Raw genomic sequence first — 19,271 nt, 5'->3', positions numbered from 1 at the left:
GGCTTAGTCCTTGTCGAAGCTGACGATGACAGCGGCGTTGGCGATGAGGATGGGGTCGTTGGCCACTTCCGTGGCCGAGGGAATCTCCAATCCTCCCTTGACCGCGTTGACGGTCACGGTGCCGTAGGGAAGCTCCTTGGCGACCGCCTCCTTGTCGACGGCTTCGGGATTGGGCACGCCGATCGTGACATCGACGAACATGTCGTTCGCGGTCTTGTCGATCATCCGGAAGAAACCGAGGCTCGAATGCCGGATCGCATCCGACACCGCCCGCTTCGCCGCCTTGGTGGCGTCCCTGCCGTGAACGTCGACGCCCATGCCCATCTCGGTGATACAGCGAACGCGAGTCATGTCATATTCCTGTGGTTGGTTGGATGATCGGGAGTGTCTGCGATCGGGGATCGCGAGACAAGTGTGCTCGCGATGACGATTTGGGAACAGCGTCGCTCCATCAACTCACGCCTTCACCTTCTCATGCGCCCGCAGCTCGTCGACCAGCACACGCACATTCTCCGAATAGTCGATCGGAATCACGACCAGATGCACGCCGCCTTCCTTGAACGCGGCATCGAGCGTCGGGCCGAAGCTGTCGATGCTTGCGATGCGGTGGCCCTTGGCGCCATAGGCCCTGGCGTAGAGCGCAAAGTCGGGATTGCCGAAGGTCATGCCGTAATCGGCAAAGTGATCGACGGCCTGCTTCCAGCGGATCATGCCGTAGGCGTTGTCCTCCAGCACCAGCACGACGAGGTTGAGCTTGAGGCGGACGGCGGTCTCCATCTCCTGGCTGTTCATCATGAAGCCGCCGTCGCCCGCGACTGCGAGCACGCGGCGATCGGGATAGAGCATCGCGGCCATCATCGCCGACGGCAGGCCGGCGCCCATCGTGGCCAGCGCATTGTCGAGCAGCAGCGTGTTGGCGACGCGGGTGCGGTAGTTGCGCGCGAACCAGATCTTGTACATGCCGTTGTCCAGCGCGACGATGCCGTTTTCCGGGATGACCTGACGGATGTCGTGCACGATCCGCTGCGGCGTCGGCGGCCAGCGCGTCTCGGTGGCGCGGTCAGCGATGTGGTTGAGGATTTCCTCCCGCAACGGCAACAGCGCCGCCGCCTGCGGCAGCTTGCCCTCGAGCCGGTCGGCCAGAAGCTCCAGGCTCGGGCCGACGTCGCCGACGACCTCCGCGTCGGGAAAGTAGACCAGTTCGACACTGGCCGTGGTGTAGCTGACGTGAATCACCTTCGGCCCCGTTGGCCCCATGATGAAGGGCGGCTTCTCGATCGGGTCATGGCCGATCGCCACAATCAGATCGGCGGCGTCGATGGCGTCGTGAACATAGTCGCGCTCGGACAGCGCTGCGGTGCCCATGTAGAGATTGGTGCCGCCGGGAACGGTGCCCTTGCCCATCTGCGTGGTGAAGAACGGAATGCCGGTTCGCCGTACGAAGCTGGCGATGCCGTGGGTCGAGTGCGGCCGGCTGGTCGCCGCGCCCATCATCACCAGCGGGCGCTGCGCGGCCAAAATCATCTCGGCGGCACGGTCGAGCGCGGCGCGGTGGGCAACGGGGATCTCGATCGGGTGGATATGGATCACGGGGACCGCCGGCACCTCGTCGCCCGCGATGTCCTCCGGCAGTTCGAGATGCACGGGACCTGGCCGCTCCTCCATCGCCACACGGAAAGCATCGCGCACCACGGTGGGGATCGAGGAGGCGCTGATGATCTGCCGCGAGAGCTTGGTCAGCGGCTTCATGGTCGCGACTACGTCCACGATCTGGAAGCGCGCCTGCCGGCTGCTCATGATCGGCTTCTGCCCGGTGATGAGAATCATCGGCATCCCGCCGAGATGCGCATAGGCCGCGCCGGTCGACAGATTGAGCGCGCCCGGGCCAAGCGTGGAGAGGCAGACGCCGGGCTTGCCGGTCAACCTTCCATGCGTAGCGGCCATGAAGGCAGCGGCCTGCTCGTGGCGGGTCAGGACCAGCTCGATCTTGGACGTGCGAAGCGATTCGACGAGGTCGAGGTTTTCCTCGCCGGGCACGCCAAAAATCCGGTCGACGCCTTCGTTCTCGAGCGCCGCGACGAACAGATCCGATCCTTTGACTTTGCGTTCCTGTTCGCTCATGCCGCCTCTCCAGTGACGATATCCGCTCCTGCACACCGCAGGAACTCGGCGCGCATCGTAACCGCGTGGCGTTCAGGCACAACTCACAATGCAGCTGGCTTTTCAGGTTGCACGAATTTTCTCAGCATCCATCGCTCTCGCGGCGGCCATCACTTCACCTTCAGCGACAGCTCCGTTCCACCCTTGAGCGGCAGCGTCATCGATACAAAACCATTGTTGGGATCGCGGATATAGGCGAGATAGTCGGGCTCGGCATTGTCGTTCATGACATAGCCGCCGACGAGCAGCTGCGGCGCGACGATCTCGATCACCTCGCGGGCGAGCGAGGGACCGCCCTCGCCCGGCCAGCCGTCGATCAGGACGAAGTCGACGGGGCCGCCGAGATCGCGCAGCGTCTTGCGGGCGTCGCCTTCGCGGATCTCGGCATAGTCGGCCAATCCGGCCTCAGCGAGATTGCGCTTGGCGGCTTCGACCTTGGCCGGCACGATCTCCGAGCCGATCACGGTGCCGCCGCCATTGTCGCGGATGGCCGCCGCAAAATAGAGCGTCGACATACCGACCGAGGTCGCGAACTCCGCCACGCGTGTAGCGCGCAGGCCGCGGCACAGCAGGTAGATCAGCTCGCCCTGCTCGGGATGGATCGAGAAACCCTGCTCGGCATAGGCGTGAGGATCGCGGCTGTTGAAGGCGCTGCGCGGGCCGCCGCCGGAGGGCCGTTGCCGTGCGCCCTGCAGGCGCGCGATCACGGCGTTGACACGCGGGTCTTGAATCGGGCTGTGCGGCCGATCGGTCATGTCCTGCTTCCCTTGCATCACTTGCTTTCCTTGCCGAGGATTTCCGCGGCTGCACGCTCCAGAATTCCGGCGATGCGACGCGCCTCGGCGGAATCGCTGCCCTGCTTGGAACGTAGCGCGCGCTTGAGGTTGTGGCGGGCGCGGTGCATCTCGTCGGAGGCATCGGCATCGAGATCGCTGACGCCGGCAAAGGCCTCGCGCACCTCGTCCATGCGGCGCCCGATCCGCGACAGCGCCTGGAGGATCGCATCAGCGGTGCCGCGCTGCTCGGCGAGATAGGCCTCACCCTGCGGCGTGACGCTGTAGAGTTTTCGGCCGCCGTCCTGCGCGACGCTGGCGTGACCGACCTCTTCGAGATAGGTCAGCGCCGGATAGATCACGCCGGGGCTCGGCGTATAAAATCCCTCTGATCGCTCCTCGATGATCTTGATCAGCTCGTAGCCATGCGCCGGCTTCTCGGCGAGCAGCGCCAGGATCACGAGCTGGAGGTCCTGCGAGGACAGCCGCCTTGCGCCCGGAAAGTCGTCTCCCCCGCGGCCGAAAAAGCCATGCCCGCCGCGGCCGAAGCGATGCCGCCCGCCGTGCCGGCCCATGGCGAAATGGGCGAAGTGCCCGAAGTGGAAGTCTCTGTGGTCTCGGTGTTTGCCGAACATATCTTACGTCTCCTTCTCAAAACATATCTTACGATATAATTTGCGATATTCAAGGCGCAAATCACGGGTCCGTGATCGCTCGCCGGCCGGGGGCGGCACCTGCCGGCCGCTACTCTGCGGCCTCGCTGTGCGGAACGCCCTGCTCGACCTCGAGCTGGAGAATGTCGTTGAAGCGATTGAAGGCGCCGCACAGCGCGATGCGCCAGGTCAGCTCGACGATCTGCGCTTCCGAGAAGTGGACGCGCAGGCGGGCAAAGATCTCGTCGCGGGTCCTGTTCCAGTTGTTGGTGACCGCAATCGCATATTCGACGACGAGCTTGTCGAGCTCATCGAGTTCAGGATGATCCTTGTAGTCGACGAGCCGGGCGGCGCCCTCCTCCGACACCCCCTGCACCGCGAGCTTGGGCGCGTGGTGCGAGACGCAATAGTCGCATTTGTTGAGCAGCGACACCGTGACCAGCGCCAACTCGAGGTGACGCTTCGAGATCATGCCTTCGCTGGCGAGATCGACCAGCAGCGACCACATGTGCTTGAAGATCGGCGCGCGATGCGCCATCACACCGGCCTGGTTCTCGAATGCGCCATAGGTCGTCATCTTGTCCCACAGCGGTCGCAGTGCTTCCGGCAGATCGTCCCTGGTCTTGATCGACACGCGCGACATGGCATTCCATCCCCAGTTGGAACATGCATGCTGCCACAAAGGTGCGCCGATGTCCGCTATTGCAATCGCATGACTCCCAAGACCTTTGCGATCCGCTGCCTGCGCCTGCCCGCTGCCACCAAGGTGGTGCAATGGGAAGGCACCTCCGTCTTCAAGGTCGGCGGCAAGATGTTCGCGCTGAGCGGCGGCTTCACCGCAAGCTACATGTTCAAGACCGCGGACATGGCGTACGCGATGCTGATCGAGCACGGTGTCGCGCGGCCGGCGCCCTATCTGGCGCGAGCCAAATGGGTGCAGCTCGTCAGCAACAACGCGCTGCCGGATGCGGAGCTGACGGCCTATCTCGCGCAGGCCCACGCCCTGATCGTGGCAAAGCTCACGCGCAAGGCCCGCAAGGAGCTTGGGCTTGCTTCGCCCGAGGGGGCGCCGAGATAACGATCACCGCGTGCAGCCGGCCAGCCACTCGCGGTGACATTGAGCTTTCATCCTACCCCGATATACTGCGCATCCTGGATTCGGTTTAGGACATCGGCGTGGCGATTGATCTGAAAGCGGTCGAGCAACTCGCTACCGATCAATCCTCGCTCAAGGCGGCCGCCGGTCTTGCCAAGCCGGCCAAATGGTCCGGCGTCGGCGGCACCGCGGATGGCGCGCTGATCTGGGGCGAATGCGCGGGCTCCGGCGCCAATCCCTACCGCGTAATGGCTGATCTGCGCGACCTCGGCAACAAGTGTACCTGCCCGTCGCGCAAATTCCCATGCAAGCACGTGCTCGGCCTATTGTGGCTGAACGCGGAAGCCATCGTGCCGTTCGCGCCAGCCGATACGCCGGCATGGGTCAGCGACTGGCTCGGCCGCCGGCGTGGCACATCCGCAGCCAAGCCTGCGAGCACTGCATCGTCCGGTGATGCGAAGGATTTGCGTGCCGCCCGCGCCGTCGAACCGGAGGCAGCCGAAGACCCGAAGGATGTTGCACGGCGCGAGGCCCAGGCCGCCAAACGAAACGAAGAGACCGAGCGCGCCATCCTCGATGCGCTGAATGCGCTCGAGCAATGGATTGGCGACCAGCTGCGCCTGGGACTTGCGGGCTTCATCGACGATGCCACGGCGCGATGCCGGCGGATCGCGGCGCGGCTGGTCGATGGCAAGGCCGCAGTGCTCGCCGGCCGCGTCGACGAACTACCGTCCCGCCTGCTCGCGCTTGAAGCAGGCGACCGGCCGCGCGGCGCGGTCGTCGAGCTCGGCAAGCTGGTGCTGCTCGCGCGCGCCTTCCGCGCTGCGCCGCGCGATGCCGAGATCAGGCGCACCGTCGCAAACTCGGAAACCCGCGAGACGGTGCTGGCCGATCCGCAAGCCCCGCGGGTCGATGCGCAATGGGAGGTGCTCGCCGAGCAGGTGCAGACGCGCCGCGACGGGCTGGTGTCGCAGACCACATGGCTGCTCAATCTCGCCGCGGCCGGCCCGCGCTTTGCCATGCTGCTCGACTTCTTCCCGGCAAGCGCCGGCCGGCGCGGCTCGGTGTTCACGCCTGGCGAGCGCTTTCGGGGCGAGCTGGTCTTCTATCCCTCGCAACAACCGCTTCGCGCCCTGCTCGTCCGGCGCGACGCCGCGGAGGAGACGCTGACGCTCGAATGGCCAGCGCCCGACCAAGTGCTTTCCGACGCGTTGACACGGCCGCTGCTGGCTGAACCTTGGACGATCGATATTCCGCTGCTGCTGCCACAGGGGCGGATCGCGCGCGATGATGCCGGGCATGCGTGGTGGCGATCCGGCGACGGCACCGCCACATTGCCGGTCGCGAGCAACGCGGAGGGTCTGCTTTGCGGGACCGATCTCACGCGCACCGCCGCGATCTGGTCGGGCAGCCGGCTCACGATCCTCGCCGCACAGACCCCGTGGGGGCGGATCGGCAGCCATGACTGACGCACGCAAGGCCGACGCAATCTACGATGCAATGGGCACAGTGCTGACGCGCTGGACCATGGGATCGGCGGCCGCACCAGCAGCCCCGTTCTGGCGCGCCGAGCTTGGCGAGAATCCCACCGAAGCGGAGTTGCGGCTGCTCGCTTTGTCGGGCCAGTTCCTCGGCATCGCGGTGACGGCTGAGCCGGCATCGACGCTCCGCGTCCTGCCCGACATTCCCACACTCGCCTTGCCGACCTTGCCCGAGGCGTTGCGTCCGCTGGCGCGCCGAATCCTCGCGGCGAAGAAGCTGGCGCAGGGCAAGACCGAGCTCGTCGACTTTCTCGCCGCGCGCGGCTGGACCACGCATCCCGCCGACTGGATGCCCGAGGCAGGCGATGATGACGCGCCCGACGTCTACGCACCGTGGCGCGACTGGGCGGAGATTGCAGCGTCCAACAATGCCCCGCGGCAGCAGACCAACGACCACATCACCGCCGGCAATTGGGACGATTTCTGGCCTGCCGCGCGCAAAGTCGCACTGGCCGAGCTGCGGCGGCGCGATCCATCCGCGGCCCGCGCGGTGCTGGAGGCGAAGCTCGGTCACGAAGGCGCCGACACACGATTGCGCCTGCTGTCACTGTTGTCCGAACGGCTGTCCGATGAAGATATCGCTTTCCTCGAAACCACCGTGGCCGATGACCGTGCGCCCAAGGTCAAGGCGCTTGCGGCCTCGCTGCTCGCGCGTCTCGGCCGCGGTGCCGGGATCGGCGAGGATGCTGCCGAGCTTGCCGGCTTCTTCTCTGTGAAGACCAAGGGGATCTTGCGCCGCTCGCGCGTCATCGAGGTCGAGCGTCCGAAGACGCCGGCGCAATGGCAACGCCGCAAGGCGTTGCTCGATGGCGCCGATCTCGCATCGTTTGCGGGCGCACTCGGTATCACGCCGCAAGAGCTGATCGTGGCCTGGGACTGGAATGTGGATCCGGCCGCCGACACGGCGCTGATCAACCTAGTCGTGGCAACCGGGACCGATGCGCAAGTCGCGGACGCGGCAAAGGCTATCGGCGAGCACGATGCGACCGGCCTCATCGTGGCGCTCGCGCCGCGGCTCGCGCCCGCCGACCGCGCAAGACAGGCCGAAGCCGCCATGAACGCGCACGGCGTCCGGTTCGAACTGACGCAAGCGATGGCCGGACCCGCAGCACGGCTCAACGATCCGCTGGCCGCACCTGCCGGCCAGGCACTGCTGACGGCACTTCGAAGCGACGATGCAAAGCCTTCCGACCAGGTCGCGGAACTCCACGCGCTGGGTCTGATCGCCTCGCGCGAAGGCGCGCGACAGTCGCTGGAACGACTGATGGCTGCGGGCCTGCTGCAAGGTGACCCGCGCCTCGACATGCTGCGGCTCAACGCCGCGTTGGACGATAAGGGAGCGAAGCCATGAGCGAAAAACTGCGATTGCCGGCCGAGCAGAGCTATGCGGCGGAGCTGAAGGCGCTGGCCGCGGGCGGCGGGCATCGCCCACCCGGCTGGGCGCTCGCACCGCGACAGGTCGTGACCTATCTGATGGGCGGCAAGGCGTCCGACGGGACCGCGATCACGCCGAAATATGTCGGCGACAAGCGTCTGATCGAAACCGCAGTCGCAACGCTTGCGACCGATCGCGCCCTGCTGCTGCTCGGCGTGCCCGGGACCGCCAAGTCGTGGGTCTCGGAGCATCTGGCCGCCGGCATCACCGGCGATTCCACGCTGGTGATCCAGTGCACGGCGGGGACCGACGAGAACCAGATCCGCTACGGCTGGAACTATGCCCAGCTGCTCGCGCATGGGCCGAGCCGCGAGGCGCTGGTCGCGACCCCGCTGATGCGCGCGATGGAAGACGGCAAGCTCTGCCGCTTCGAGGAGCTGACGCGGATGGGCAGCGACGTGCAGGATACGCTGATCACCGTGCTGTCCGAGAAGATGATGCCGGTCCCGGAGCTCAATACCGCCGTCTACGCACAGCGCGGCTTCAACATCATCGCGACCGCCAACAACCGCGACAAGGGTGTCAACGAATTGTCCTCCGCGCTCAAGCGCCGCTTCAACGTCGTCGTGCTGCCGCTGCCCGACAGCGCCGAAGAGGAGGTCGCGATTATCGTCAAGCGCGTGGGCGAAATGGCGCAGAACCTCGATTTGCCGGCGCCCAAGAACGTCGCCGACGAGGTGGCGCGGGTGGTCTCGATCTTCCGCGAGTTGCGCTCCGGATCGACCGAGGACGGCAAGGTCGCACTGAAATCGCCCTCGGGCGGGCTCTCGACGGCCGAAGCGATCGCGGTGATGATCGGCGGCATCAGCCAGGCGACCTTCTTCAACGAGGGCAAGCTGACGCCGGAAACGCTCGCCAGCAACATGATCGGTGCGGTCGTGAAGGATCCGGTGCAGGACACGGCCGTGCTCGGTGAATATCTCGAGACGGTGCTCAAGAAGAAGCGCGGCTTCGAAGGCTATTATGCTTCGCTGACCGATCGGATCTGAGATCGGGGCGGGCATGACGGGCCAGATCTCACTGTTCGGCATCCGCCACCATGGGCCGGGATCGGCGCGTCGGCTCGTCGAGGCGCTCGACGCGCTCAAACCCGTCGCGGTGCTGATCGAGGGGCCCGCGGATACCTCCGACCTGCTGCCGATGCTCGCCGACCCCGACATGGTGACGCCGGTGGCGCTGCTGACTTACGCCGAGGACAATCCGGCGAACGCCAGCTTCTTTCCGTTTGCCGATTACTCGCCAGAATACCAGGCCGCGTGCTGGGCCGTGCGCCACGGCGCAGCTTGCGCTTCATCGACCTGCCGGCATCGGACCGGTTGGGAGCCTCCGCCGCAGACATCGCAGAGGAAAGCGCAGCGCGGTCCGAAGAGGATCCAGTCAGCCGCGATCCGATCGGCGCGCTCGCGACCGCGGCCGGCTATGACGACGGCGAATCCTGGTGGTCGGACGTCATCGAGGAAAATCCCGCAACAGGCCCCGTGTTCGCGGCGGTCGCCGACGCGATGACGGCGCTGCGCACGGACGAAAAACCGTTGTCGGCCCGCGAGGCCGCGCGCGAGGCGCATATGCGGATCGAGATCGCAAGAGCGGCCAAGGACTGCGATGGCGCCGTTGCGGTCGTCTGCGGCGCCTGGCACGTGCCCGCGCTCGCGGAACGCCGCAGCCTTGCACCGGACCGCGAATTGCTCAAGGGCCGGCCGAAGACCAAGATCAAGGCAACCTGGGCGCCGTGGACCGCGCCGCGCCTGTCGCGCGCGAGCGGTTACGGTGCAGGCGTGGTCGCGCCCGGCTGGTGCGCGCATCTCTGGGAGACGCGCGAAGGCGACCGCACGGCGATCTGGCTCGCCAAGGTGAGCCGCGTGCTGCGCGATCACGGCCATTTCGTCTCGACCGCCTCGGTGATCGAGGCGCAGCGGCTCGGCACTGCGCTTGCCGCGCTACGCGGCCGCCCTGCGCCGGGATTCGCAGAGCTCCGCGAAGCGGCCATCGCATGCCTCTGCAACGGCGAGCGCGCGCTGTGGAACGATATCGCCGCCGAACTCCTGGTCGGTGCGGGTGTCGGCGCAATTCCAGCGGCGACACCGCTTGCGCCGCTGCTCGAAGACCTTCAGCGCCAGCAGAAGGTGACGCGACTCAAGCCGGAAGCGCTGGAGCGACCGCTGACGCTCGATCTGCGCAGCGAGAGCGGGCTGGTGCGCTCGACGCTGCTGCATCGCCTGAATGCGCTCGACGTGCCCTGGGGACGCCTGACCGATGCCGGCCGCAGCCGTGGCACCTTTCGCGAAAACTGGCAGTTGCGCTGGGAGCCTGAATTCGCTGTGCGCCTCGTCGAAAACCTGCTCTACGGCTCGACGATTGCGGAGGCCGCTGCCGGCCGTCTGATCGAGGCGATGGGCAAGGAGGCCGAGCTCGGCGCGCTGGCGAGCCTCGTGCGCGACGCCATGATCGCCGATCTGGCGCGCGCCACCGAATCCGGCATCGCGGCTCTGGAGACCAAGGCAGCGCTCACCAGCGATGGCCAGGCTTTGCTCGGCGCATTGCCGCCGATGGCCGACATCCTGCGCTATGGCGAGGCGCGCGCCGGCACGGTCGAACATCTTGCCGCGCTGATGCCGCGCATCGTGGTCCAGGCGGCCCTCGCCCTGCCCTACACCGCGCGCAATCTCGATGCGCCCGCCGCAGCCAAGCTGCGCGGGGCGATCGTCGCAGCCGATGCCGCGATTCAGCTCGCTCAGCTCGATGGCGAGATCGTCACCATATGGCGCGACGCGCTGTCAACCCTGTTGCACGATGACCAGGCGACCCGGCTGATCGCGGGCACCGCCGCGCGGCTGCTCTACGAAGCCGAGCTGCTCGCCGCCGATCGCGCCGCCGAGCTCATGGCGCGGATGCTGTCGCCCGGCACGCCGGTCGCGGAGGCCGCCGGCTTCTTCGAAGGTTTCTTTGACGGCGCGGGCCAACGACTGATCCATGATGCGGCGCTGCGCGGTGCGGTGGATGCCTGGCTGATGGCCCTCGACGAGGATGGTTTCACCGCCAACCTCCCGCTGTTTCGCCGCGTGTTCTCGGCGCTCGATCGCACCGAGCGGCGGCGCCTGATGGACGCGTTGTTCGCACGCCACTCGGGCGGTGCGAAAGGATACCAGCTGGTCGCGGACGCAGCCGCGATCTGGCCGGCGCATCAGGCACGCGTCATCGAACTCCTCACATCAGGAGCGGCGCGATGAACGAGCGCAGCCGCCGCTGGACACTTGCCCTCGGCGCCGATGCCGAAGGAGCCGGGAACGGCCCAACCCTGTCCGACAGCGACCGCCGCATGTCCGAGGCGCTGACGGCTCTTTATGGCAACGGCGACGAGGCACCGAAGAAAGGCCGCGGCGGGCTTGGCGGTTCGGCGCCGCGCGTCGCGAAATGGCTTGGCGATATCAGGGAGTTCTTCCCTGCACCGGTGGTGCAGGTGATTCAGAAGGACGCATTCGAGCGCAAGGGCCTGCGCCAGATGCTGCTCGAGCCCGAATTCCTCGCGACTGTTGAAGCCGATGTGAACCTGATCGCCGATCTGGTCGCGCTGCGCTGCGTGATGCCCGAGAAGACCAAGGACACCGCACGGATCGTCATCGCCAAGGTGGTGGCCGAGCTGATGGAGCGGCTCGAACGCCGGACCGCGGACGCGGTTCGCGGCGCCCTGAACCGCTCGTTGCGCACCAACCGCCCGCGTTTTGCCGACATCGACTGGCCGCGCACCATCAGGGCCAACCTCCGCCATTACCAGCCGGAGCATCGCACCGTGGTGCCCGAACGGCTGATCGGCTTCCTGCGCCAGCAGCGTCGTATCGTCGATCTGGACGAAGTCATCCTGTGCGTCGACCAGTCGGGATCGATGGCAACCTCCGTCGTCTATGCCTCGATCTTTGCAGCGGTGATGGCCTCGCTGCCGGTGGTCGCGACCAAGCTCGTTTGCTTCGACACCGCGATCGTGGACCTGACCGAGGAACTGGCCGATCCGGTCGAGGTGTTGTTCGGCGTCCAACTCGGCGGCGGCACCGATATCAACCGCGCCGTCGCCTATTGCGAGGACCGCATCGAGCGGCCGGCAAAGGCGCACCTGATCCTGATCACCGACCTCTATGAAGGCGGCGACGCAGATGCGCTGGTCGACCGGCTAGGAAGGCTCGCTACGCGCGGAATCAACGTGATCGTCTTGCTGGCGCTGACCGATACCGGCCGGCCGGCCTACAACCCCGTGCTCTCGGCCAAGGTCGCAAGCCTCGGCATTCCTGTCTTTGCCTGCACGCCGGACCAGTTTCCGGACCTGATGGCAACCGCGTTGAAGCGTGAGGACGTTGCCGGTTGGGCTGCCGACCAGGATATCAAGCTGATCCGGCCCGAAGGCTGAACGCTTCGAGTCCGGCTAGAGCTTCGCCTCGCCGAAGATGCGACCGATCCAATCAAGGAACACCCGCAGCCGCAGCGTGAGCTGTCGGTTCTGCGGGTAGAGCGCCGACAGCGGCGTCGGCGATGGCGGATGGTTCGGCAGCACCTCGACCAGCGCGCCGCTGGCGAGGTCATCCGCAAAACGATAGCGCGGGGCCTGCACCAGGCCGAAGCCGAGCCGCGCCAGATCCGCCATCGTGTCGGAATTGTTCACCCTAATCCGGCTCGGCAGCACGATCTCGCGCAATGCACCGTTGACAGAAAATTCCAGCGGCAGCACGTCGCCGGTTCGCGACGAGATGAAGCCGACCATCTGGTGGCCGTCGAGCTCATCGGGGGACGCGGGCGTGCCGTGCGCGGCGAGATAGGCGGGGCTTGCCACCGTGACCTCCGCAACCGAGCCGAGAAGGCGCTGGATCATGCCGCTGTCTTCAGGTTGCCCGGAACGGATGACGCAGTCGACGCCCTCGCGCACGAGATCGACCAGGCGATCGCCCTGCCCGATCTGCAGCTCGATCAGCGGATGGCGTGCCAGGAATTCCGGCAGTCTTGGCAGAATGAAGGTGCGCGTCAGCAGCGGATGCGCATCGAACCGCAATAGCCCGCGCGGCTGGGCGTCGCGCATCGCGCTCTCTGCCTCCTCGACCTCCGCCAGGATCGCGACGCAGCGGCGATAATACTCCTCGCCGTCGAGCGTCGGCATCACATGCCGCGTGGTGCGTTCGAGCAGGCGCACACCGAGATGGGCCTCGAGGCTGCGCAGGACTTCGCTTGCGGTGGAGCGCGGCAGGCCGAGATCGGCCGCAGCAGCGGTAAAGCTGCGTCTTTCCACGAGGCGGACGAACAGGCGCATGGTCTCGAAGCGATCCATGGCCAGATTGTTCAACATAGCCGACAGATGATGGCAAGAGCCGGCGGATTATCCGCCGCCCGCAATCGGCTATTCCCTGCGCGGAAGACCCGGGACGGCCCGGCCGTCACATCTTAAGGAGACTCATCATGCCCTTTGCCAATCTCAAGGTCCCGCAGGCCGCACTGTCGAAAGCGCAAAAGGCGGAGATCGTGCATCGGATCACTTCGATGTTCGTCGATTATTTCGGCGAAGCGGCGCGCGCGCATACGATGGTGCTGATCGAAGAAGTGCCCGACGGCGGCTATGCCCGCGCCGATGAAGTGTTCGTGATTCCTGCGGCGTACCGGGCGAAGGAGTGAGGCGATGCTTCGCCACGACGTGATATCGCGCAGCGACAGACGGGAACTCACCGGGGCGCCTGTCGTTCCTTCGAGCTGCGGGATTTCGGAAGACCGTCCTCGACATCGGGAAGTTCGAGAGCTGAACGCAACCGCCCTTTGCCGCGTTCGTACAACATTGCATGAGTCGCCGATTCCAGAAGATCAGCACGGGGCTTGAAATCGGGGATCACTTTGTTGAACGGGATTGCGCCACAGCCTGGCGCTGCGCAATCCCGCTTGACGTTCGGACAGGCCTTGAACCCACAGAGCCGACCGAGATACCGATCGGTCTCCGGCTCGATCAGAAATATATCGAGCTGCTGGCTGACCACGCTGGTACCGGCTCCTCGTTCGAAAGCCGCTCGCAGTGCCCGGGCCGCCGCGCGACGTAACCCGTCGAGTTGTTGCTGCGAATCGATCCAAAGTGCCAGATCGAGATCACGGCATTCATGCCAAACCTCGATGCCCTGCCGTCGAAACTCGGAAAACCGCGGGACTTCCTTCCATAGCGCCTTGGCGACCGAGCCGATCACGGCCACGGCCCGCACGTCTGGAAAAGACGTCCACGCTTCCGTGACGACATCAGCAGCAATTCTGAACTCGCGCTGCCGCAGCAGCATGAAGCGGTCTTGTTCTGCGATTTCCGAGCGCCTCACCGTGTCGTCCTCCGCTAGTAACGCCCGCCATACCAATCTTCCACGAATGGCATCGTCATCTGCCGCGCAAGGTCGTCGCCAACGCAGATAGTACGTCCGCCAAACGGCCGGCGGTCTCCGCGGAAGGAAGCGGAATCCTGAGATTTTGCGAGCCGGTAACAGGGTCGCGCTCGATCCAGGGATGAACAACCGGGCCGGAGTCATTTGCCGCGGCGAGGGTGCCGATGAACTGCGCTCCCAACTGAACCAGCGCTTGCCAGGGGTCGGACGGAAGATCGGACGACGCACTGCCCAACGCCATCGGGGTCGCTTCGCCCGCTTGCGCGACCGGTGGTCCTCCCGCATCGACCAATCGCCCCTCCTCGCTGGTGTCAACCGCTTGGCTGGCTTCCTCTGCGGCCGTTATCGCCTCGCCGTTCCCCATGCTTCCGGTCACATTCTCCACATCCTTCATGAACCGGTTCAGGCGCGTGCCACCCAGCGAAACCTCGCTATTGCCCCCGTCGAGAATTCCTTCCGACAGGGAGCGCTTGAACGCCAGGACGGAGAGCATACCCTCCTCGATCGTCCCCTTCGCAATGAAATTGATGATCTGAACCGGTCGCACCTGGCCGAGACGATGGACGCGCGCGATACGCTGCTCGAGCACCGCGGGATTCCACGGCATATCCATATTTACCAGCGTCGAGGCATGCTGGAGATTGAGACCCGTGCTGCCGGCATCGGTCGATAAGAACACGCGACAGGCGGGGTCGTCCCGAAAGCGCTGAACCAGCTCCGGCCGCTTTTCAGACGATACGCCGCCATGGAAGCTGACATAGCCGATCCCGCGCGCCTGGAGCCGGCGGATCACGATGTCGTGAGTCCGCGTCCACTGTGAAAACACCACGGCCTTGGCGTCCGGCGCGGCGAACAGTTGATCCAGCAGTGCAGCAAGCTCGTCGGTCTTGACGCCGTGATCGCTCTCCTGATCCAGCAAATATGTGCTGTTGCAGGACATCCGCATGTTCTGAAGCGCGCAGGTCAGCCGCCGCTGATCCTTGTCCGAGAGAAATTTCGTCTTGCGCCAGCGCTTAACGATCGTGGCCACGTTGTCCGCGTTTTCCTTGTGAAGTTCAATCTGCGGCCCGGTCATCGGAACCAGCACGTTCTGGTCGGTGCGGCCGGGCAATTGCAGCAGCACCTCCGACTTTCGCCGGCGGATCATGACCGGGGCCAGGGTTTCGCCGATCCTGTCCAATCCGCGATAACCGGTGACGCGGCCGTTCTCGTCCTTGACCTGGTGTTCGTGCAAGAGCCTCCAGGTCGGCCCCAGGCGATGTTGATCGACGAACTGGACGATGGAGATCAGTTCCTCGAGCTTGTTCTCCAGCGGCGTTCCCGTCAGCACGATTGCGTATGGACTGTCGATGCGCTTCAGGGCTCGCGCGGCAACCGTGTTCCAGTTCTTGATGCGCTGGGCCTCATCGACGATGACCAGTTCCGGTGACCAGGCGGCGATCAGTTCGAGATCAGGCTGGAGCTTCTCGTAGTTCGTGATCTTGCAGAAATCGTCGAGCGCGTAGTCGTTCTGGCGTTGCGCACGGCCGCCCTCGATGACACGCGCTCCTCGTTTGTCTCGCCGGCCCGTAAATCGGGCCATCTCGCTCTGCCATTGATATTTGAGCGAGGTCGGACATATCACCAGGACCCTCGACACGCCGAAGTGACGGGCGAGGATCTCCGTCGCCGCGACAGCTTGAATGGTCTTCCCCAGACCCATGTCGTCACCGATCAGCGCGCGGCCCGTGCGCACGGCAAACAGTGCGCCTTCGGCCTGATAGGGATAGAGCGGCGTCTTCAGCAATCGAAGCAGCTTGGGATCAGCCGCGCCACGCGGAAATAGTCGAGCGAGTTTCTCCGCCCTGCGGTCGGCATCCCGGCGTCCCGCGACGAAATCGAGCGCGTCGTCGTAGGCGCGCAGCTCATGTCCGCTCTTCGACACCAAGCCGACGAAATCGTCGAGCTCGCCCAGACGGTTTTCCGGCAGAAGGCCGTCACGCTCCTGATCGAACAGCCGGGCAGCCACCTCCTTCAGTTTCGTGGGACAGTCGGTTCCGGCGCGGAAATGCACGCTACGCTGACCCTGGTTGCGCAAGTAGAGCTCCGAAAACGGGGGATGGTAACCGCGGGCAAAAGCCGCTCTGGCGCCGCGCTTGTTCTCCAGTTGAGCAAGCACAAACTCGAGATGCTTGCAGGTCCCAAGCTCATTGGTGGCATAGTCCGGACATGAGCAGAAATTCCCACCGGGTCCGAGGCCGCGTATCGCCACGCGATAACTGGATTTCGAGGTCGGATTGGTGACCTTGAACTCCGAGAAGAACGGATCGACACCCAGATTTTCGATGGAGAAGGATTGCTCGCGGCCGAATTGGCGGCGCAGGCCGCGCTGCCACTCAACCGGCGGCAGGTCGGTCGGCGCGTGCGTGCGGGATAACTTGACCGGCTTACGGCGCGCGCTGCGGGCTGGAGCAGATGTCATTTGCTGGCTTTCATTATTGCATGCGATTGGCACCCCACACTAACGCTTGCGCAATCGCGGCATAACCGGCATGAGATCGAAATCCACTACGGACTGGACAACCGGCAGGACCGGTTCGAAGCAATTGACAGGGAATTGTAGCTGACTAAAGTCAGACAATGCTCGATCCCGTCTCCCGCGTCCGCCGCTTCAACCGTGCCGTGACCTCCGCTGTCGGCGCGCTTGATCATTCATTCCTCGGGCGCGGCCGGCCGCTGGGCGCGGCGCGCGTGCTCAATGCGATCGGACAGGGACGCTTCGACGTCGGCGAGGTCCGCGACTATCTCGGCCTCGATTCCGGGCTAATGAGCCGGCTGTTGCGCAGCCTGGAAGACGAAGGCCTGATCGAGACGCAAGCGCATGAGGACGATGCGCGGCGCCGCGTGGCCAGCCTGACCCGCGCCGGCAAGCGCGAATTCGCGGCCTATGAGGCGCTGTCGAACACGCAGGCCGAGAGCTTTCTCGCCCGCAATGCGCAAGTCGAGACGCTGCTCGCGGCAATGGATCTGATTGCGTCCGCGCTGACGCGCGACCGTATCGCGCTCGCCGAGACGGATCCGCGCGGCGACGAGGCGCGCTTCTGTCTTGGGGAATATTACGCCGAGCTCGGCCGCCGCTTCAAACAGGGGTTTGACGTCTCGCTGTCGCGCGACCCTGATGCCAAGGATATGCGCCGGCCGCGCGGCAGCTTCATCGTCGCGGTGTCGGATACGCTGCCGATAGGCTGCGTCGGCCTGAAGGGAACTGATCACGGCTACGCCGAGATCAAGCGGCTGTGGGTCGCGCCGTCCGCGCGCGGATTGGGCCTCGGCAAGCGCCTGATGGACGCCGCCGAGGATGCCGCGCGCACACTCGGCATCGCGCTGCTGCGGCTCGACACCAACAGCGCGCTGCCGGAAGCCGGCCAGCTCTACCGCACCACCGGCTGGCGCGAAATCCCGCGCTTCAACGACGACCCCTACCCGGACCTGTTCTTCGAAAAACGGCTGTGAGCGGCGCGCCGATTCCTCTGCTCCCGCGTTAGGCTCGAAGCCGCAGGAGCATCGCATGTCGGAAGCCGACCTCACCAACCTCTATCGCGACTACATCGCCTGCCTGAATCGGCAGGATTGGCCTGCGCTCGGCCAGTTCGTGCACCACGACGTCACCCACAACGCGCGGCCGCTCGGGCTCGCGGGCTATCGCGCGATGCTTGAGCAGGATTTTCGCGAGATTCCGGATCTGCGCTTCAACATCGAGATGTTGATTTCCGAGCCGCCACGCATTGCCGCACGGCTGAGGTTTGATTGCATGCCGGCCGCCACGTTCCTCGGGCTGGCCGTGAACGGGCGGCGCGTGTCCTTTTGCGAGAACGTGTTCTACGAATTTCGCGACAGAAAGATCCGGCAGGTCTGGTCGATCGTCGACAAGGCGGCGATCGAGGCGCAGCTCTGAAGCTGCGCCCTCGATCTCGTCACGCCGCCACCGGCGCCGGCTCGGCTTGCGGCTTGGGGAACGGCCGGAACGTCATCGCCATCAGGAACGCGCCGAGACCCATCGCCCAGGAGCCGATATAGAGCCAGGCATAGCTGGAGAACGCGTCGTAGATCATGCCGCCGGCGAGCGGGCCGGTCGCCATGCCGAGGCTGCCGGCCATCGCCGTGCCGCCGATCACGGTGCCCATCATCTTGAGCGGAAAATTTTCGCGGATGATCACCGCATAGAGCGGCATGGTGCCGGCATAGATGAAGCCGAACACCGTCGCGACCGCGTAGAAGGTCGTGAGCTCACGGGCGAAGACATAGGCGAGCGCGCCGAAGGCTTGCGCGAGCAGGCCCGAGACCAGCACGCGCTTGGCGCCGAGCCGATCGCCCATCAGGCCGAAGGCGATGCGGCCGCCAAGACCTGCCAGTCCCTCGACGCTGTAGATCGTTACCGCAGCGATCAGCGGGATGCCGCAGCTCACGGCATAGCTGACGGTGTGGATGATCGGGCCGGAATGGGTGGCGCAGCAGAAGAAATTGGTGGCGAGCAGGATCAGGAATTGCGGCGAGCGCAGCGCTTCCCCCACCGTCATCTCGGATGGCGGGCCGCCCTGGCCGGCTGCCGCGACCGGCGGATGCACCAGCGCCGGCGGACGGCGGACCAGCAGCGCGACCGGGATCATGATGACAGCGACCACCAGCGCCACGATCTGCATCGCGGTGCGCCAGTCGTGGTTGGAGACGAGCCAGGCGGCGAGCGGCGCCATCGTCATCGGCGCCACGCCCATGCCGGCCGACACCAGCGAGACCGCGAGGCCGCGATGGGTGTCGAACCAGCCAGTGACGGTCGCCATCATCGGCGCGAAGATCGCGGCGCAGGAGGCGCCGACCAGCAGGCCGAACACGAACTGGAACACGATCAGCGAGGTCGCATGGCTCGCCGCGAACAGGCTCAGCGCCAGCACGATCGATCCCGTCAGCACCACCGGCAGCGGCCCGAACCGATCCGTCAGCGTGCCCCAGGCCATGCTGGTGAAGGCCATCGCGAGAAAACCGATCGTCATCGCGCTGGAGATTCCAGTCACCGACCAGCCGGTGTCCTTGGCGATCGGCTGCAAGAACACCGGCAGCGAAAACATGCCGCCGATGGCGACGCAGCCAAGCAGGCCGCCGGCGGCGACGATCACCCAGCGATAAGAGGAAGCATTCATTGTTGTCTCCCGTCAGGTCTGTCTAGGTGGAAGACGAATGGGAACCGTAGGGGCCG

At 65.5% G+C, this 19,271-nt stretch carries 17 protein-coding genes and 1 pseudogene; 9 read left to right on the top strand and 9 right to left on the bottom strand.

Going from position 1 to position 19,271, the window contains the following annotated elements:
- Positions 1-3: 3 nt before the first annotated feature.
- The 5 genes from V1280_RS03245 to V1280_RS03225 form a co-directional block, all read right to left on the bottom strand.
- A complete protein-coding gene (locus V1280_RS03245; RefSeq protein ID WP_334518908.1) occupies positions 4-351 on the bottom strand; it encodes a Lin0512 family protein in 348 nt (115 codons plus the stop codon).
- Positions 352-456: 105 nt separating this feature from the next.
- Positions 457-2,121, bottom strand: coding sequence for an acetolactate synthase large subunit (locus tag V1280_RS03240; RefSeq protein WP_334518906.1), 1,665 nt, complete (start codon positions 2,119-2,121; stop codon positions 457-459).
- A 149-nt stretch (positions 2,122-2,270) separates the two neighbouring features.
- Positions 2,271-2,915, bottom strand: a complete 645-nt coding sequence (locus V1280_RS03235) for an O-methyltransferase (protein ID WP_334518904.1) — start codon at positions 2,913-2,915, stop codon at positions 2,271-2,273.
- 17 nt (positions 2,916-2,932) lie between these two features.
- Positions 2,933-3,568 carry a PadR family transcriptional regulator gene (locus V1280_RS03230; RefSeq protein ID WP_334518902.1) on the bottom strand — a complete coding sequence of 212 codons (636 nt, stop codon included), beginning with the start codon at positions 3,566-3,568 and terminating at the stop codon, positions 2,933-2,935.
- Between the two features lie 109 nt (positions 3,569-3,677).
- Positions 3,678-4,229 carry a carboxymuconolactone decarboxylase family protein gene (locus V1280_RS03225; RefSeq protein ID WP_334518900.1) on the bottom strand — a complete coding sequence of 184 codons (552 nt, stop codon included), beginning with the start codon at positions 4,227-4,229 and terminating at the stop codon, positions 3,678-3,680.
- A gap of 69 nt (positions 4,230-4,298) precedes the next feature.
- Between V1280_RS03225 and V1280_RS03220 the strand changes: the two genes are divergently transcribed.
- From V1280_RS03220 to V1280_RS03190, 6 genes and pseudogenes are all read left to right on the top strand, one after another.
- Positions 4,299-4,664, top strand: coding sequence for an MmcQ/YjbR family DNA-binding protein (locus tag V1280_RS03220; protein WP_334538156.1), 366 nt, complete (start codon positions 4,299-4,301; stop codon positions 4,662-4,664).
- Between the two features lie 98 nt (positions 4,665-4,762).
- Positions 4,763-6,151, top strand: coding sequence for an SWIM zinc finger family protein (locus V1280_RS03215; RefSeq protein ID WP_334518898.1), 1,389 nt, complete (start codon positions 4,763-4,765; stop codon positions 6,149-6,151).
- Entirely contained in the window at positions 6,144-7,574 is a 1,431-nt protein-coding gene (locus V1280_RS03210) for a DUF5691 domain-containing protein (RefSeq protein ID WP_334518896.1), read from the top strand. The genes V1280_RS03215 and V1280_RS03210 overlap by 8 nt, the downstream gene beginning before the upstream one ends.
- Positions 7,571-8,647: an ATP-binding protein gene (locus V1280_RS03205; protein WP_334518895.1), complete on the top strand. Its 1,077-nt coding sequence runs from the start codon at positions 7,571-7,573 to the stop codon at positions 8,645-8,647. Before V1280_RS03210 ends, V1280_RS03205 begins: the two co-directional genes overlap by 4 nt.
- A 13-nt stretch (positions 8,648-8,660) precedes the next feature.
- A pseudogene (locus tag V1280_RS03195) lies at positions 8,661-10,885 on the top strand (DUF5682 family protein).
- On the top strand, positions 10,882-12,054 hold the full coding sequence (locus tag V1280_RS03190) for a VWA domain-containing protein (protein ID WP_334518891.1): 1,173 nt from the start codon (positions 10,882-10,884) through the stop codon (positions 12,052-12,054). The pseudogene V1280_RS03195 and the gene V1280_RS03190 overlap by 4 nt, the downstream one beginning before the upstream one ends.
- A gap of 15 nt (positions 12,055-12,069) precedes the next feature.
- Here the strand turns inward: V1280_RS03190 and V1280_RS03185 are convergent, their stop codons facing one another.
- Positions 12,070-12,963 (bottom strand): LysR family transcriptional regulator, encoded by an 894-nt coding sequence (locus tag V1280_RS03185; RefSeq protein WP_334518889.1) that lies wholly within the window; start codon positions 12,961-12,963, stop codon positions 12,070-12,072.
- Positions 12,964-13,091: 128 nt separating this feature from the next.
- Between V1280_RS03185 and V1280_RS03180 the strand changes: the two genes are divergently transcribed.
- Positions 13,092-13,304 carry a tautomerase family protein gene (locus V1280_RS03180; protein ID WP_334518887.1) on the top strand — a complete coding sequence of 71 codons (213 nt, stop codon included), beginning with the start codon at positions 13,092-13,094 and terminating at the stop codon, positions 13,302-13,304.
- A 47-nt stretch (positions 13,305-13,351) separates the two neighbouring features.
- On the opposite strand, the gene V1280_RS03175 is transcribed toward V1280_RS03180, so the two are convergent.
- Both V1280_RS03175 and V1280_RS03170 read right to left on the bottom strand, forming a co-directional pair.
- Positions 13,352-13,981, bottom strand: a complete 630-nt coding sequence (locus tag V1280_RS03175) for a hypothetical protein (RefSeq protein WP_334518885.1) — start codon at positions 13,979-13,981, stop codon at positions 13,352-13,354.
- A gap of 55 nt (positions 13,982-14,036) precedes the next feature.
- Positions 14,037-16,502 (bottom strand): DEAD/DEAH box helicase, encoded by a 2,466-nt coding sequence (locus tag V1280_RS03170; protein ID WP_334518883.1) that lies wholly within the window; start codon positions 16,500-16,502, stop codon positions 14,037-14,039.
- A 158-nt stretch (positions 16,503-16,660) separates the two neighbouring features.
- Between V1280_RS03170 and V1280_RS03165 the strand changes: the two genes are divergently transcribed.
- Complete coding sequence (locus V1280_RS03165) at positions 16,661-17,533, top strand: GNAT family N-acetyltransferase (protein WP_334518881.1); 873 nt, start codon at positions 16,661-16,663, stop codon at positions 17,531-17,533.
- 55 nt (positions 17,534-17,588) lie between these two features.
- Positions 17,589-17,975, top strand: coding sequence for an ester cyclase (locus tag V1280_RS03160; protein ID WP_334518880.1), 387 nt, complete (start codon positions 17,589-17,591; stop codon positions 17,973-17,975).
- A 19-nt stretch (positions 17,976-17,994) separates the two neighbouring features.
- Here the strand turns inward: V1280_RS03160 and V1280_RS03155 are convergent, their stop codons facing one another.
- On the bottom strand, positions 17,995-19,215 hold the full coding sequence (locus V1280_RS03155) for an MFS transporter (protein ID WP_334518878.1): 1,221 nt from the start codon (positions 19,213-19,215) through the stop codon (positions 17,995-17,997).
- Positions 19,216-19,271 lie beyond the last annotated feature (56 nt).

The sequence above is a fragment of the Bradyrhizobium sp. AZCC 2230 genome (assembly GCF_036924495.1).
Taxonomy (GTDB): domain Bacteria; phylum Pseudomonadota; class Alphaproteobacteria; order Rhizobiales; family Xanthobacteraceae; genus Bradyrhizobium; species Bradyrhizobium rifense.
This window is presented reverse-complemented; position numbering and strand designations above follow the sequence as displayed.

What these genes read in the sequence shown, in the direction of transcription:
- V1280_RS03245 (WP_334518908.1), bottom strand. Translation starts at nt 351, where the DNA reads ATGACTCGCGTTCGCTGTATCACCGAGATGGGCATGGGCGTCGACGTT.
- V1280_RS03240 (WP_334518906.1), bottom strand. Translation starts at nt 2,121, where the DNA reads ATGAGCGAACAGGAACGCAAAGTCAAAGGATCGGATCTGTTCGTCGCG.
- V1280_RS03235 (WP_334518904.1), bottom strand. Translation starts at nt 2,915, where the DNA reads ATGACCGATCGGCCGCACAGCCCGATTCAAGACCCGCGTGTCAACGCC.
- V1280_RS03230 (WP_334518902.1), bottom strand. Translation starts at nt 3,568, where the DNA reads ATGTTCGGCAAACACCGAGACCACAGAGACTTCCACTTCGGGCACTTC.
- V1280_RS03225 (WP_334518900.1), bottom strand. Translation starts at nt 4,229, where the DNA reads ATGTCGCGCGTGTCGATCAAGACCAGGGACGATCTGCCGGAAGCACTG.
- V1280_RS03220 (WP_334538156.1), top strand. Translation starts at nt 4,299, where the DNA reads ATGACTCCCAAGACCTTTGCGATCCGCTGCCTGCGCCTGCCCGCTGCC.
- V1280_RS03210 (WP_334518896.1), top strand. Translation starts at nt 6,144, where the DNA reads ATGACTGACGCACGCAAGGCCGACGCAATCTACGATGCAATGGGCACA.
- V1280_RS03205 (WP_334518895.1), top strand. Translation starts at nt 7,571, where the DNA reads ATGAGCGAAAAACTGCGATTGCCGGCCGAGCAGAGCTATGCGGCGGAG.
- V1280_RS03190 (WP_334518891.1), top strand. Translation starts at nt 10,882, where the DNA reads ATGAACGAGCGCAGCCGCCGCTGGACACTTGCCCTCGGCGCCGATGCC.
- V1280_RS03185 (WP_334518889.1), bottom strand. Translation starts at nt 12,963, where the DNA reads ATGGATCGCTTCGAGACCATGCGCCTGTTCGTCCGCCTCGTGGAAAGA.
- V1280_RS03180 (WP_334518887.1), top strand. Translation starts at nt 13,092, where the DNA reads ATGCCCTTTGCCAATCTCAAGGTCCCGCAGGCCGCACTGTCGAAAGCG.
- V1280_RS03170 (WP_334518883.1), bottom strand. Translation starts at nt 16,502, where the DNA reads ATGACATCTGCTCCAGCCCGCAGCGCGCGCCGTAAGCCGGTCAAGTTA.
- V1280_RS03165 (WP_334518881.1), top strand. Translation starts at nt 16,661, where the DNA reads ATGCTCGATCCCGTCTCCCGCGTCCGCCGCTTCAACCGTGCCGTGACC.
- V1280_RS03160 (WP_334518880.1), top strand. Translation starts at nt 17,589, where the DNA reads ATGTCGGAAGCCGACCTCACCAACCTCTATCGCGACTACATCGCCTGC.
- V1280_RS03155 (WP_334518878.1), bottom strand. Translation starts at nt 19,215, where the DNA reads ATGAATGCTTCCTCTTATCGCTGGGTGATCGTCGCCGCCGGCGGCCTG.